The organism is Acinetobacter seifertii (assembly GCF_016064815.1).
In the GTDB taxonomy this organism is placed as follows: Bacteria; Pseudomonadota; Gammaproteobacteria; order Pseudomonadales; family Moraxellaceae; genus Acinetobacter; species Acinetobacter seifertii.
Genome location: NZ_CP065820.1, coordinates 3,003,224 through 3,019,494 on the forward strand (window position 1 = coordinate 3,003,224; position 16,271 = coordinate 3,019,494).

General features: G+C 38.1%; 7 protein-coding genes. 4 read left to right on the forward strand and 3 right to left on the reverse strand.

The window, feature by feature from the left end; translation table 11 throughout:
• Positions 1-491: 491 nt before the first annotated feature.
• Together tpgA and ata are read right to left on the reverse strand one after the other, a co-directional pair.
• Positions 492-1,271 carry a trimeric autotransporter adhesin/peptidogylcan-associated protein TpgA gene (gene tpgA / locus I8T81_RS13850; protein WP_077163554.1) on the reverse strand — a complete coding sequence of 260 codons (780 nt, stop codon included), beginning with the start codon at positions 1,269-1,271 and terminating at the stop codon, positions 492-494.
• Between the two features lie 60 nt (positions 1,272-1,331).
• Positions 1,332-8,579 (reverse strand): trimeric autotransporter adhesin Ata, encoded by a 7,248-nt coding sequence (ata, locus tag I8T81_RS13855; RefSeq protein WP_198071473.1) that lies wholly within the window; start codon positions 8,577-8,579, stop codon positions 1,332-1,334.
• 788 nt (positions 8,580-9,367) lie between these two features.
• Here ata and lon point away from each other — a divergent pair.
• From lon to I8T81_RS13875, 4 genes are all read left to right on the forward strand, one after another.
• Positions 9,368-11,797, forward strand: a complete 2,430-nt coding sequence (gene lon / locus I8T81_RS13860; protein ID WP_004703041.1) for an endopeptidase La — start codon at positions 9,368-9,370, stop codon at positions 11,795-11,797.
• A gap of 300 nt (positions 11,798-12,097) precedes the next feature.
• Positions 12,098-12,577, forward strand: a complete 480-nt coding sequence (rlmH, locus tag I8T81_RS13865; protein WP_004703042.1) for a 23S rRNA (pseudouridine(1915)-N(3))-methyltransferase RlmH — start codon at positions 12,098-12,100, stop codon at positions 12,575-12,577.
• A 112-nt stretch (positions 12,578-12,689) separates the two neighbouring features.
• Positions 12,690-13,466 (forward strand): dioxygenase family protein, encoded by a 777-nt coding sequence (locus I8T81_RS13870; protein WP_198071474.1) that lies wholly within the window; start codon positions 12,690-12,692, stop codon positions 13,464-13,466.
• Between the two features lie 169 nt (positions 13,467-13,635).
• The gene (locus I8T81_RS13875; protein ID WP_198071475.1) at positions 13,636-14,745 is read left to right on the forward strand and encodes an META and DUF4377 domain-containing protein; all 1,110 of its coding nucleotides are present in this window, start codon (positions 13,636-13,638) and stop codon (positions 14,743-14,745) included.
• Positions 14,746-14,799: 54 nt separating this feature from the next.
• Here the strand turns inward: I8T81_RS13875 and gdhA are convergent, their stop codons facing one another.
• Entirely contained in the window at positions 14,800-16,203 is a 1,404-nt protein-coding gene (gene gdhA / locus I8T81_RS13880; RefSeq protein ID WP_198071476.1) for an NADP-specific glutamate dehydrogenase, read from the reverse strand.
• Positions 16,204-16,271: the final 68 nt, after the last annotated feature.

Consider the following 16,271-nt stretch of genomic DNA (forward strand, 5'->3'; position numbering starts at 1 on the left):
AGGTTTGGCAAATTTCGCGAAATATATCAAAGAAAAAATGAGAGGTAAATCACAAAAAAAACTTGTAATGCGATGAAAAACAAGGAAAAGAACAATATATAATCAAATAAATATATAAAAGATATTATGATTTTTTTCTCTAAATAAAACTTTGCAGGTAAAATCAGACTATTTTAGATTAAAAAGTTAATAAAAACAAAATGTTGAATTTGAATTTATAGTTAAAAACTATCGTTTTATTTTTATTAAAAAAGTTTAATTATTTTTGATAAATAATCATTTTTAAAGACTGATTGTTTAGAAGCGTTTATTTAAAGATTAAAGCTAGAGTCAATATTCGGTGGAGTTCTAACATCACTTTCGGTTTATGATTTTATAGGCAATTGAAGGATTATATGACTCAAAATGTAGCTGATTGATTTATTTTTCAGTTTACTAAAAGAATAAAAGTAACCACTTTAAAAGTGGTTACTTTTACCTGACAGACCGCTTCACCAATTGATATTAACACGTCTATTTGGTGCTAAACATTGAATAAGTTGTGAACTATTGTTATCGCTACACTGCTTATATAAGTCGGTCTGACTATTTGCCTGTATTTGGATTCGACTTGCTACAATGCCCTGTTGCACCAATAATTTGGCAACAGTATTAGCACGTTGTGAAGACAATTGTTGGTTATAGCTAAATTTACCTAACCGATCCGTAAAGCCTGAAACAATAATAGGGCTCGTTGTTTCACTTTTCTTAATCTGCTCGGCAATTTTAGTAATGCTGTCAGTACCCTCTTCAATAGCATTAACATCGAATCGATCAAAGGCAAATAAGACACTCGCTGTACGATCTGCAATTACAGTGCTATGTGCTGTTGCCTGATTATTTTCTCCCCAAGCAACCAAACCTTCACACGCCTCACCTTTCCAAGATAAACGTTCTGCTAAATAGCGTTTATCAAAATCAACACGTAACTGACAACGTTGGTACTGGTTTGTGTTAGGAACACGGATATCTAATACATAGTTCCAAACTTTTACTGCAAAAAGTCCTTCACTAAATTGTGGATTGCCTAGTAAAGCTCGAATTTGGTCTTTATTTAGTCCTTGGTCTAAACGAGCAACATCTTGGTATTCATAGCGTTTTACTTGTTTCAAATAACTTTTTTCAATCGCTGGAAAATGAATTTCCTGTGGCTGAGCTGGTTCATTTGCATAAGTTGTTACCGCGAAACCAGCAAAAGCTGCTACGACCAAGCTTTGGATTGTTTTATTCATTTCTATAATCTCTTTAATCTGTCGAGCAAGGAGAGCATTGCTACTCTCCTAACCAGTTTCTTAGTTAATAACACCACTAATACCAATACGAACGCTTGGCTCACCTTGAGAAGCAGCTGCTACACCACCTGTGATTGACCAACGACCATTATCAGAGGTTTTACGTAAGGTCACACCGACAGCATTTTCACCACCATGATATGCAGCACCCACAGCATAGGTATATTTACCTGCTACAAACGGCGCATTTTCTAAAGCCATCGCAGCAGCAATACCCGCATTGGCTTTTTTCTCAACGTCATCAATACGTTTATTGGTGTCATAAAACACTTGTTGTAACTGATCTCCCAGATTGGTAATTTTGTTGCCTAATTCTTGGTTCGACTGATTTAACGTACCAATGGCATCATTAATATTGTCTTTACCCGTTCCACCAATATTCTTAGTCGTGATTGAACCATCACTATTTACTGATGTATTTCCACCAATACTGTTTTTAATACTGTCTGAAATATTGTGAATCTGACCACCATTTACGGCTTGGTTTGAACCAGCTTTAATCTCGCCATCTTTGACACCTTGGACAACTCGATCACCGTCTTTACCAGCCATATTTACGCTAGTACCACCCGTGTCTTTACCGACCGTGATTTCACCATTTGGTTTTTGCTGTTGAACTAAACCTGCTTTACCATTAGAAATGTTGTCAATGTTGTTCTGAATGTTCTTAATATCATTCGAATTCTTATCGACCTGATTTTGAACATTCCACAATTGTCCTCCATTTACGGCGTCTTTAGAGCCTTCAGCAACTTTACCATCAGCTACATTTTTCAGGTTTGTACCTTTATCTCCCCCACCTAAAGTGACTGAGTTCTTGTCGACATTGCCATTTTTATCTTTGTCATACTGCACAGCATGATCAGAAAGTTTGCCAATATCTTTACCAATTTGATCTTTAACTTCATTAATTTGCTTATCTAACTGGCCTTTATTGACTGCGTCTTTTGCATTAACCCCATCTGCAACATTGGTGATTTGCTTACTTCCAGCATCAATACCATTAATTGTGATGCTTGGACCGCCTTTAATGATGAGACCTTGCTGATTCAAGATATGACCACCAACATTTACACTGTCGAATTTCACATCTTTTAGCATCTCAATTTTGACGCCATCTTCTGTGGTACGAGTAATAATGTTTTCGCCACTGGTTTTATCTTCAGCAGTTTCTGGATTAGCACCACCTACAATATTAACGGTGTCACCGAGCTTACGATGAACAGCTTTACCCTGAGTTGCTTTCTGGTCATTTGCACCAAAATTCAGCCCTTTTTGGGTCAAGTCATTTACACCATTTGTGACTTTGTCATCTACCGATTTGATTGCATCATTGATGTTATTTTTACCCGTTCCACCAATGTTATTGGTCGTCAGGCTACCGTCTGGGTTTACAACAGTATTGCCACCAATACTGTTTTTAATACTCGTCGAAATGTTATGAACCTGACCGCCATTTACAGCATCTTTAGAGTTTTGTGCAATCACACCGTTCGCGACATCAGTAATTTTCTTACCGCCAGCATTAATGCCATCTTTCGTCATGCTTGGACCATCTTTAATAGTCAAACCATTATGATTAAGTACGCTATCGCCCGCAGTTACGCTGTCTAGTGTCAGATCTTTTTTGGTTGATACTTCGTAGTTAGTACTGCCATCTTTATTTACAGTTTCTTTTACTACAATGTTGTCACCTTCAGTTACAGTCGTTTTTGCTTTAGTTGCAGTATTTTTCACTTCACTAATTGCATCATTGATGTTGTTTTTGCCCGTTCCACCAATGTTATTCGTAGTCAAACTACCATCTGGATTTACAACTGTATTTCCACCAATGCTGTTTTTAATACTGTTTGAAATATTGTGAATCTGGCTACCATTTATCGCTTCTTTTGAAGTCGATGAAATGTTACCTGCTTTCATGTTATCTAAAACCGTACCATCCTTACCTTTTAAGGTAACTTTGTCTTTGGTTTTGGAATCATCATATTTCACCGCAGCATCATCAGTTGCGTTCTGTTTAGTAGCAAGATCATCTAACTGACCTTTATTGACTGCATCTTTAGCATTTACACCATCAGCTACATTGGTAATTTGTTTACCACCAGCATTAATACCGTCTTTAGTAATGCTTGGACCTTCTTTAATAGTTAAACCATTGTTGCTTATAGTCGTGTTACCAGTAGTCACACTGTCAAACTTCGAGTCTTTTAACAGTTCTATCTGAATACCATCTTGAGTCGTACGGGTAATAACATTTTCACCACTAGTCTTGCCTGCTGGAGTTGAAGCAGTTGCACCACCTACAATATTGAGCTTATCACCAAGTTTACGGTGGACATCTGCTCCACTGTTACCAGCAAAGTTCAAGCCTTTGTTTTCAAGCTCGGTTTTGGTATTGTCGATTTTGGTATTTAGTTCAGTTTTGGTGTTACCAATCGTGTTGTTTAACTCAGTCTTGGTATCCTTAATCTGAGTCGTTAACTGATCTTTGGTCGTGTCTAGCTTGGTATTGGTATCAGTGATTTTGCCATTTAAGCTGTCTTTGATTTTAGTTAGTTGATCAACATTCACTGCATCTTTAGCATTTACACCATCTGCCACATTGGTAATTTGTTTACCACCTCCATTAATACCTTCTTTAGTCATGCTTGGACCATCTTTAATAGTTAAGCCATTATTAGTAAGTACGCTATCGCCTGAAGTTACGCTGTTTAATGTCAGATCTTTTTTAGTCGATACTTCGTAGTTAGTACTACCATCTTTATTAACAGTTTCTTTTACAACGACATTATCGCCTTCAGTTACGGTCGTTTTTGCTTTAGTCGCAGTATGTTTTACTTCATTAATTGCATCATTGATGTTGTTTTTACCCGTGCCGCCAATGTTATTGGTCGTCAGGCTACCATCTGGATTTACAACTGTATTTCCACCAATGCTGTTTTTAATACTGTTTGAAATATTATGAATCTGGCTACCATTTACTGCTTCTTTTGAAGTTGATGAAATGTTGCCTGCTTTCACATTATCTAAAACCGTACCGTCTTTACCTTTTAAGGTAACTTTATCTTTAATTTTGGCATCATCGTATTTCACCGCAGCATCATCAGTTGCATTTTGCTTGGCAGCAAGATCATCTAACTGACCTTTATTCACTGCATCTTTAGCGTTTACACCATCTGCAACATTCGTAATTTGTTTACCACCAGCATTAATACCTTCTTTAGTAATGCTTGGACCTTCTTTAATCGTCAAACCGTTATTGTTCAAAGTGGTATTGCCAGTAGTCACACTGTCAAACTTCGAGTCTTTTAACAGTTCTATCTGAATACCATCTTGAGTAGTACGGGTAATAACATTTTCACCACTAGTCTTGCCTGCTGGAGTTGAAGCAGCTGCACCACCTACAATATTGAGCCTCTCACCAAGTTTACGGTGGACATCTGCTCCACTGTTACCAGCAAAGTTCAAACCTTTGTTTTCAAGCTCGGTTTTGGTATTGTCGATTTTGGTATTTAGTTCAGTTTTGGTGTTACCAATCGTGTTGTTTAACTCAGTTTTAGTGTCGTTAATCTGAGTCGTTAACTGATCTTTGGCATTGTTTAACTTGGTATTGGTATCGGTAATCTGATTACCAAGATCATTTTTAGCATCATTTAAATTCTTGTTGGTATCAACGATCTGATTACCTAAATCTTTTTTCGCATCATTTAACTGATTATTGGTATCAGTGATTTTGCCATTTAAGTTATCTTTTACTTTGGTGAGCTGATCAACATTCACTGCATCTTTAGCATTTACACCATCTGCAACATTCGTAATTTGTTTACCACCAGCATTAATACCTTCTTTAGTAATGCTTGGACCGTCTTTAATCGTCAGACCATTATTGTTTAAAGTGGTATTGCCAGTAGTTACACTGTCAAACTTCGAGTCTTTTAATAACTCAATCTGGATACCATCTTGAGTGGTACGGGTAATAACATTTTCACCACTTGTTTTCGCAGCTGGCGTTGAAGCAGCCGCACCACCCACAATATTGAGCTTCTCGCTAAGTTTACGGTGGACATCTGCTCCACTGTTGCCAGCAAAGTTCAAGCCTTTGTTTTCAAGCTCGGTTTTGGTGTTGTCAATTTTGGTATTCAGTTCAGTTTTCGTATTACCAATCGTGTTGTTTAACTCAGTCTTGGTATCGTTAATCTGAGTCGTTAACTGATCTTTAGTAGTGTCTAATTTGGTGTTGGTATCAGCGATCTGATTACCTAAATCGTTTTTCGCATCATTTAAATGATTATTCGTATCAGTGATTTTGCCATTTAAGCTCTCTTTTACTTTGCTTAGCTGATCAACATTCACTGCATCTTTAGCATTTACACCATCTGCCACATTGGTAATCTGTTTACCGCCCGCATTAATGCCTTCTTTGGTAATGCTTGGACCATCTTTAATAGTTAAACCATTGTTATTTATAGTCGTGTTACCGGTAGTCACACTGTCAAACTTCGAGTCTTTTAATAACTCAATCTGGATGCCATCTTGAGTAGTACGGGTAATGACATTTTCACCGCTTGTTTTCGCAGCTGGTGTTGAGGCAGCTGCACCACCTACAATATTGAGCTTCTCGCCAAGTTTACGGTGGACATCTGCTCCACTGTTGCCAGCAAAGTTCAAGCCTTTGTTTTCAAGCTCGGTTTTGGTGTTGTCAATTTTGGTATTCAGTTCAGTTTTCGTGTTACCAATCGTGTTGTTTAACTCGGTCTTGGTATCGTTAATCTGAGTTGTTAACTGATCTTTAGTGTTATTTAACTTAGTGTTGGTATCAGTAATCTGGTTACCAAATTCAGTTTTTGTATCATCTAACTTTTGATTAAGATTAGTAATATTCTGAGCGTTTTTACTAATATTGCTCGCATTTTGATTTACACGTCCATCCACATTCTTAAGCTGGCGTACTGTTACCGCATCTGAGTCAGCTGAGCCATCTTCAACATTGGTAATACGGCGTTCTTTTCCAGCCGCCCCAACAGAAATAACACCATTAGATTTAGAAGCATCACGATTGGTCAGAAAAGAGCTTCCTGTCGCTTCGGTTGCTACAGCATCTTGGCCTAAAGCAACACTATTTTTAGCTTCTACTTTACTACGTGCACCTAAAGCGACACCACCTTCAACTAAAGACTGGGCACCTTGACCAACTGCAACAGCATTTTCTTGGTCGGCAATTGCACCACCACCAATGGCTGCAGCATTTTTACCCGCTGCTTTTGCACCGCCGCCTACAGCTGCAGCATTTTCATTGGTAGCCTCAGCCCCTTTACCAATTGCAGCCGAGTTATCGCCTGTTGCTTGGGCACCGCTACCAATCGCAGCAGCACTGTTTCCAGTTGCTTTTGCACCTTCACCAGGTTTGTTACCAGAACCAATTGCTGTTGAATTTGTACCCGATGCCAATGAGTTAATACCCATTGCCGATGCACCATCACCTGTTGCTTGAGCAACCGCACCAAATGCAGCGGCACCTTTACCTGAAGCATTTGACATGACGCCAAAAGCAGATGAAGCATCACCCGTAGCTTTAGAAGTCATACCAAAAGCCGAAGAAAATGCACCAGTACCTACAGCTTGAGTACCTACAGCAGTTGAGCCGTGATTCGCTTCAGTTGTTGGATACTTACCTGCTTTAAGTATCCCTCCCGTAATTTCTGTATAGGTTTTACTCAGCTCAGCATCTTGTGCGATTTTATCTACATCATCACCACCAATGGCAACAGAAGAGTTTCCTCTTGCAATAACATCGGCACCAATCGCAATCGATTGATCTCCAATCGCTTTGGTCTGGTCACCAATCGCAATTGATTGGTTGCTATAACCAGACGGTGTCCCTTCTGCACCTTTTGTCGAAGCATTACGGCCAATCGCAACATCCCCACTACCAACCGTTTGGCTGCTACTACCCATTGAAATTGCACCAATTCCCGTTGCTCGTGCATATCCACCAATCGCCATTGCATCACGAGCAGTAGCAGAAGTATTCATCCCCACAGCAATTGCATTACGTCCAGTCGCCCCATCATTTTCAAAGTTGCCACCTTGCTGACCATTATCATTGATACTGACATAGTGAGTACGAGCCGCTTTTAACTGACGTATGGTGGCAGCATCCGAATCTGCTGAACCGTCTGCTACATTTTGAATACGACGCTCACTTCCCACATCACCAATTGATAAAACACCAATTGGAGCTGATTGTTTAGTTAAGAAACTTTCACCTGTAGCTTGCACTGCTTTTGAATCTTTACCTACAGCAATACTATTTTCAGCTTCTGAACGTGCACCTTTACCAATTGCGACACCACCATCAAAAGTAGCTTCAGCTTGGTCTCCAATCACAACGGCATTATCTTTTTGTGCTTTTGCGCCTGTACCAATTGCAACAGATTTTTTACCTTTAGATTCTGAAAATGCACCAATCGCTAAAGCATTTTCCTCAGTGGCCACTGCGCCACCACCAAAAGCAATCGAGTCTTTACCGGTTGCTTTTGTTGCCATTTTAGGTTGATAAGCAGCACCTGCTTGCCCCGCAACTGGGTCAGCGTTTTCAATATCTGGTGAACCAATTGCAATTGAACGGTAACCTTCTGCCGTTGCCGAGTGACCAATTGCTAAAGAGCCTTTACCTGTAGCTGCTGCAACATTACCAATGGCTTGAGAAAAATCGGCAGTCGCGGCAGATTGGCGCCCAACCGCAAGAGCAGTATTTCCAGAAGATAAAGCACCTGTACCAATTGCTACACCTGAAATACCTTGAGTTGTAGCATAAGAACCAATTGCAGTACCTAAACCTTTCTCAACTACAGCGCCAGTACCGACACTGATTGCTCCACCTTGTTTCATTGCACCAGCATAAGCACCAGTAGAATTATTATAAGGATTGTTACGGTTTGCGATGTTAGAGCCTGTTCGGTCTTGAGTTTGGGCTCCACAACCAATAGCAACATCTTTTTCATTGGCAGTACTCGCATTTCCTTCACGACAAGAAGTTGTTCCTGAAATAGATGTTCCTTGGCCTGCTCCACCCTCGGTATTTGTCCCTGCGAAAGCATTTGGCGTAAAACTAATTAAACTAGTTAAAATAATCGCTGATGCATTTAAAGTTTTTGATTTAGTCTTTGTTTTACCTTTTGCAATTTCAGATGTTGCAACCCATGCTCCAATTGAAGCATTCCAAATGACCTTATAAACTTTATTCATAAAACTTCTCAGACAAATACCAAACTCAAAGACCAATAAAAATGTACAAATACATTTTTAAAATTTTCGGCCCAAAAAAAGAGGCGGCATCCTAATTGAATAAATCTAAAGGGTAAATATAAAAACAAAATAACGAGAAGAAAAATTGTGATTTTAATCACAAATTATATTTTTATAATTAATTTTAATTTACTGAATTTAATAAATAAAAAATTAATTAACGACAAAGTGTTTTGTTTTTGTTAAAAATAAGTAAACTTATTTTAAAATAGAATAATAACTCTAAATATATGATTAATTTTTATAAAATTAATAAAAACAGATACATTTTAAAATACATCTGTATATTATAAAAATAGAATATTAACTCTAAAATAAATATCATTATTAATATAATTATTCAGCAATAATTATCCATTTAAAATACAGCTGTATATTATAAATAATAGTATGTTTATTCTACTCACAATAAATTATAAAATAAATAAATTTTTAAATATACTTAACAAAAAAACTTATTATAAAATAAAACTGAACAAAACATTTGTTTCGAAAACTGATTTCCTTACTTGTACAGCAAAGACTAATTATTAAGTAAAAATGCTTAGCTTGACTACAAAATTTTATTCTTCTTAAGAATTAATCTATTGATTCATAACATTTTTAAAAAAAAGTTGACTAAATTAGTCATTTTTTCAACATTTTCTATTGTCATGCCCTTGTAATTTTTGAAATACACATCACTATAAAAAACATGGCAACCTCGTTGTCACTCATTAGGAGTGCCCATGTCTGAACTTATTATGAATGAAAAAACTGACTTAGAGCCTCAGGTTCCAAGTGTATTACCACTATTAGCCTTACGTGATGTCGTGGTTTATCCACACATGCAAATTGCGCTATTCGTGGGTCGTGAAAAATCGATCAATGCAGTTGATGTGGCTCGTAACAGTGACAATTTAGTATTTGTAGTTGCGCAAAAAGATTCGCTTACAGAAGAAATTGATCACGACAATTTATATCAGTACGGTACAGTCGCTAAGATTGTACAAGTAGTTAATCATGAAAATGATGAAAACTGCATTAAAGTACTTATTGAAGGCTTACATCGTTCTAAGCTCACAAAAATTATCGATGAAGATAGTTATTTGACTGCTGAACATGATCTAAGTCCAATGACTATTAATGTAGATAAGGCAACTCAAGAAACTCGTTTACAAGAGTTACGTAACTTATTTGCTCAATATGCAGAAGCAAAATTACGTAATGCACGTGAACTTGTTGCTGCTGCCAATAAAATCGAAGACTTATTGCAACTTATGTTCTTCGTAGCAACTCGTGTACCTCTAAATATTGAAATTAAACAGAAGTTTTTAGAGCACGATGAGTTTGAAGCACATTTGCAAGAGTTAATGAACTACTTGATGAATCAATCTGCTGAACAGCAAATTGAGCAAACTTTACATGACAGCGTAAAACGCCAAATGGAAAAGAACCAACGTGAATACTTTCTAAATGAAAAAATGAAAGTCATTCAACGTGAACTTTCCGATATGAATGGCGGTGCTGAAGATGACGTAGCTGAAATAGAGAAACGTCTTGCTGAAGCTGATTTACCTGAACACGTACGCAAAAAAGCTGAAGCTGAGTTCCGTAAACTTAAAGCAATGCAGCCAGCATCTAGTGAAGCTGCCGTTGTACGTAACTATCTAGAAGTAATTTTAGATACGCCGTGGAACAAAGCGAGCAAAGTCAGTATTAACTTAGCAAAAGCACAAGAGATTCTTGATGCTGACCACTATGGTCTTGATGATGTCAAAGACCGTATTGTTGAATATTTAGCTGTTCAATCACGTGTGAAAAAACTCAAAGGCCCTATCCTCTGTTTAGTAGGTCCTCCAGGGGTTGGTAAAACTTCTCTCGGTGAATCAGTAGCTAAAGCAACAGGTCGTGAATTTGTTCGGATGGCGCTTGGTGGCGTACGTGATGAAGCAGAAATTCGTGGACACCGTCGTACTTATATAGGTGCGATGCCGGGTAAAATTGTGCAGTCTTTAACAAAAGTTGGCGTGAAGAACCCATTGTTCTTACTCGACGAAATTGACAAGATGGCACAAGACTATCGTGGTGACCCAGCTTCTGCATTACTTGAAGTACTTGACCCATCACAAAACAGTAAGTTCAACGATCACTATTTAGATCTTGATCTTGACCTTTCTGAAGTCATGTTCATCTGTACTGCAAACAGTATGAATATTCCAGAAGCGTTACTGGACCGTATGGAAGTCATTCGTCTACCAGGTTATACCGAAGATGAAAAAGTAAACATTGCTGAACGTTACCTTGTTCCTAAAGCAATAAAGAACAACGGTTTACGTGCAAAAGAGTTAACAATTCATGAAGAAGCGATTCGTGACATTGTTCAACGCTATACACGTGAAGCTGGTGTTCGTAGTTTAGAACGTGAAGTTTCTAAAATTGCGCGTAAAGTGGTAAAAGAAGCAGTAAGTAAAAAGTCTAAAAACTTACAGCTTGACATTACCTCTGCCAATCTTCCTGAATATCTAGGTCCACATAAGTTTGACTTTGGTATTGCTGAAGATGAAGCACAAGTAGGCCGTGTAAATGGCTTGGCATGGACTTCTGTAGGTGGCGAGTTACTTACTATTGAAGTTGCAGCTGTTAAAGGTAAAGGTAAATTTATTACAACCGGTTCACTCGGTGACGTAATGAAAGAATCGATTACTGCAGCAATGACTGTAGTACGTACACGTGCTGATGAACTTGGTATTGAAGCGTCTCGGTTTGAAGAAACTGATGTACACGTTCACTTACCTGAAGGTGCAACTCCAAAAGATGGACCATCTGCTGGTTTGGCATTAACAACTGCACTTGTATCAGCATTTACTGGTATTGCGATTCGTCCAGACATCGCAATGACAGGTGAAACAAGTCTTGGTGGTCGTGCGATGCGTATCGGTGGCTTGAAAGAGAAACTTCTTGCTGCACATCGTGGTGGAATTAAGCTTGTCTTTATTCCTCAAGATAACGTTCGTGATTTGGCAGAGATTCCTGACAATGTTAAAGAAGGATTAGAAATCAAACCTGTGAAAAGCATTGATGAAATCTTACCTTTAGCATTAACTGCAATGCCAAAGCCTTTACCCAAAACACCGATTGTAAAACCGGTGGAAGGTTCAAAAGCAGCGCGTCACTAATTGAAAAATAAAAAAAAGAGAGCTTCGGCTCTCTTTTTTTGTTACATAATTTGATTGAAAAATATCCAACCATCCTCATAATAAGAAGTAAGAGTGATTAATTTTATTATTTACTCTTATCTATCTTATGTTACAGATAGCCTTGTTTTTATTCTCTATGGTCATCTGAACTCCAGACAGATGATCATTTGATCGCAGTCCAACACCATTTTTTGGACTGCGTTTTTTATGCCCAGTTGCACCCCGCGGTTATCATCTCCTCAGGTATAATGTGTCAGCTGTTTTGACTGAATAGACCACATGAAAATTCGTATTCTGACCATTGGTCAAAAAATGCCTGCTTGGGTACTTACTGGTTTTGAAGATTATTTCAAACGCATCCAGCCTTTTGTCCAGACTCAAGTGATTGAACTTCCAATGGCAAAACGCGGTAAAAATGACTCGGAAGCGGATATTTTAAAATACTGTCAAATTGAAGGTGAAAGTATTTTAAATGCGTTAAAACCAAACGAGACACTCATCGCTTTAGAGGTGGGTGGCCGCGAACTCAGCACAGAAAAGCTAGCTGACACCATGAAACAATGGATGCTTGAAGGAAATGATGTGGTACTGGCTATTGGCGGTCCAGATGGCTTATCAGATCAGGTACGTAAAGCTGCTGCTTGGCATTGGTCACTCTCAAAACTAACTATGCCTCACCCTTTGGTGCGTGTTTTATTAATTGAGCAGTTATACCGAGCAATGAGTATTAATCACAACCATCCGTATCACCGCGCATAAATGGAACAAGCGTTTCATTTAAAGAACAATCCGTTGAAATCTAGATACTTTTAACATGTCTTGATTTTGGCATAATGAATACTATTCTGCTTTTCAACTCAGGTGTAATGAAATGGAACTACAAACCCTTCCCGGACTGTTTATTTCACATGGTTCACCCATGCTTGCACTTGATCCAGAACAAGTGGGTCCTGCTTTACACCGTCTTGGTATAAATCTACCAACTCCAAAAGCAATCATCGTGATGTCTGCTCATTGGGAAAGTAAAGCAGTTGAAGTAAGTAGTTCGACACGACCAGAAACATGGCATGACTTCCGTGGATTCCCGCCCGAGTTATACGAGATTCGCTATAGTGCACCTGGTCAACCCGAACTTGCCGAAGAAATATTGAAGTTATTAGCAGACGCTCATTTTGTTGCACATGCCAATAGTACTCGTCCTCGCGACCACGGTGTATGGATGCCTCTTTTACACATGTATCCAGATGCAGACATTCCCGTTGTTGAAATTTCTTTACCGATGACCTTAAGCGCTCAAGAAATTTATCGAATTGGACAAACGCTTGCGCCTTTACGTGAAAAGCAAATCTTATTGATTGGTTCTGGAAGTATTACCCATAATCTTGCTGAGTTGTCTTGGCAAGGTGACAATTCAAATGTTCCTGAATGGGCTTCAACTTTTAGAAATACTGTCGTTAATAAGCTTTCACATCAAGATTACGATGGCGTGTTGGAATGGCAATCACTGCCTTATATAAAACGTAATCATCCAACTCTTGAACATTTTGCACCGTTATTTTTCGCTATGGGAACTGGTCATCGTTTTACGATTGTTCATAGCAGCTTCACAATGGGTTCATTAGGTATGGATATATATCGTTTTGATTAATTTTTAGGAAATACCCCGTTTTCGCGGGGTATAGCATTATTTTTATTAAAAATTCGAATAATTTACAAACTTATACATTTTAAAAACCGAAACAATCATATGTTTACATTTTCTTTTTTTAAGAATGTTTTAAGCTTAGTGCTGTTGTTTTTTTACTTGAAGTTTTTAAATGAAAATTAAATATTTAATTCTTGCGTTATTACCTTTTTCTTTGATGGCGTGTCAAACAGTTTCACATACTCAAGCTCCAATTGTATCTGAGCAACAACAAAATCTTGCAGCAACTCTAAGTGAATATACTTGGACTTACCAAAATGTAAAAGCATCTAAGCCACTTGTTCTTAACTTTAATGCAGACGGCAAATTAGCAATTAACACAGGTTGTAATGGTCAAGGTGGTACTTGGAAAGTTGAAGGTAACCAGCTTGTAACCTCTCCACTTGCATCAACAATGATGGCTTGCCAAGACGATTTAATGAAACAAGAACAATTGTCTAATAGCATCTTTAGTGAAGCAAAATTACCAATTGAAATTAGTAACAGCAATGGTCAGGTAATCTTAAGCGTGACAGACAAAGCAGGTCAAAAGCATATTTTCCAAGGCGTAAAAGCAACTAATACTCAAGCTTTAACTGATTATTCATGGTCATACCAACCTGAAAATACTAAAAAGCCGATTGTTCTTAACTTCACAAACGACCGTTTGTCTATAGCAACAGGTTGTAACCGCCAAGGTACTACTTGGAAAGTTGAAAACAATACCATCGTAACTGCTGATGTAATGTCGACTATGATGGCGTGTGAACCTGCATTAATGAAACAGGAACAATTCTCTAGCAGCCTGTTCCAAAAACGTGCGATTCCATTTGAACTTAATACATCAAATGCCGATCAACCAACATTGACAATCGTTGATGCTCAAGGTCAGAAATATACGTTCACAGGTAAAATGACACCTGAAGCAAAATACCAGTCTGAAGGTAAAACTATTTTTCTTGAAGTAGCGCCAGAGACTAAATCTTGTACGGGTGTTGCGCCACAAACTTGCTTGCAAGTTCGTGAAGTTAAATATGATGACAAAGGCGTTAAAACTTATGCCGACAAAAACTGGTCATTATATTATGGTCAAATCGAAGGTTTTGAACACAATCCAAACCAACGCGTAATTTTACGTGTAAAACGTTTTGAAGTGAAAAACCCAGCAGCAGATCAATCTAGCCAAGCAGATGTGTTAGATATGGTTGTAGAACAAGAAATGGTTAAAAAGCCTAAAAAATAATTTTTAGACTAAAAAAATCCGATGCTTTTGCATCGGATTTTTTATTTCTATATTTTAATAAACACCTTGTGCAAGCATCGCATCAGCAACTTTTACAAAGCCTGCAATATTGGCACCATCTACATAGTTCACAGTACCGTCTTCTTTAGTACCGTATCTAACACAATTGGCATGGATGTCTTTCATGATTGCATGTAAGCGTTCATCAACCTCAGCATGTGTCCAGCCCAAACGAATTGCATTTTGAGACATTTCTAAACCAGAAGTTGCTACCCCACCCGCATTAGATGCTTTACCCGGAGCATATAAAATCTTAGCTTCAATAAAATGTTCAACAGCTTCAAGTGTAGATGGCATGTTAGCGCCTTCAGCTACACAAATGACACCATTAGCGATCAGTGTTTTAGCATCTTCATCGGTTAATTCATTTTGTGTTGCACATGGTAAAGCAATATCTACAGGAATATGCCAAGGTGTTTTACCTTCAAAATATTCAAAGCCATGCTTAGAAGCAAACTCTGAAATACGTCCACGTTTAACGTTTTTCAACTCCATAACTTCAGCCAGCAACTCATCTGTAAAACCATTTTTTAGATAAACAGTACCATTAGAGTCCGATAAGCTGACCACTTTTGCGCCCAAGAACATTGCCTTTTCCGCAGCATATTGAGCAACGTTACCAGAACCAGAGACCGAAACAGTTTTACCAGCAAAAGATAGCCCACGTGTTTTTAGCATTTCTTCTGCAAAATAAACCGTACCATAGCCTGTAGCCTCCGGACGCATTAAGCTACCGCCAAATGAAATTCCTTTACCAGTAAATACACATGCAGTGTCATTACTGAGTTTTTTCATCATGCCAGCCATGTAGCCTACTTCACGCGCACCCACACCAATATCTCCAGCAGGGATATCGGTATTTGGACCTAAATGACGGTAAAGCTCAATCATCAGAGCCTGACAGAATCGCATAATTTCAGCATCAGATTTACCTTTAGGGTTAAAATCTGAACCACCTTTCCCACCACCCATTGGTAAAGTGGTCAGTGAGTTTTTAAAAGTTTGCTCAAAACCTAAAAATTTCAAAATAGATAGGTTGACCGATGGATGGAAACGCATTCCACCCTTAAATGGACCAATTGCTGAATTATATTGAACACGAAAAGCACGGTTCACTTGAGTCTGGCCTTGATCATCCATCCATGAAACACGAAATTGAATTACACGCTCTGGTTCAACCAAACGCTCTAACAATCCATGCTCTGCATATTCCGGATTTTTTTCAATAAATGGCCACAAGCTTGTCATGACTTCTTCGACAGCTTGTAAAAACTCAGGTTGATGCGGATCACGCGCTTGCACGTAATTCAGGAATTCATTCAGGTTGTTATATTTCAATGCACGGTCCTCAGCATAGTAATGAATTAAATTGGTGCAATACATTTTAAAATGCATCATTTAGCAGCAAAATATTAAATCCCTTTCCATCAATTTTAACAATAGTTATTTTAAATTATTTTATTTTT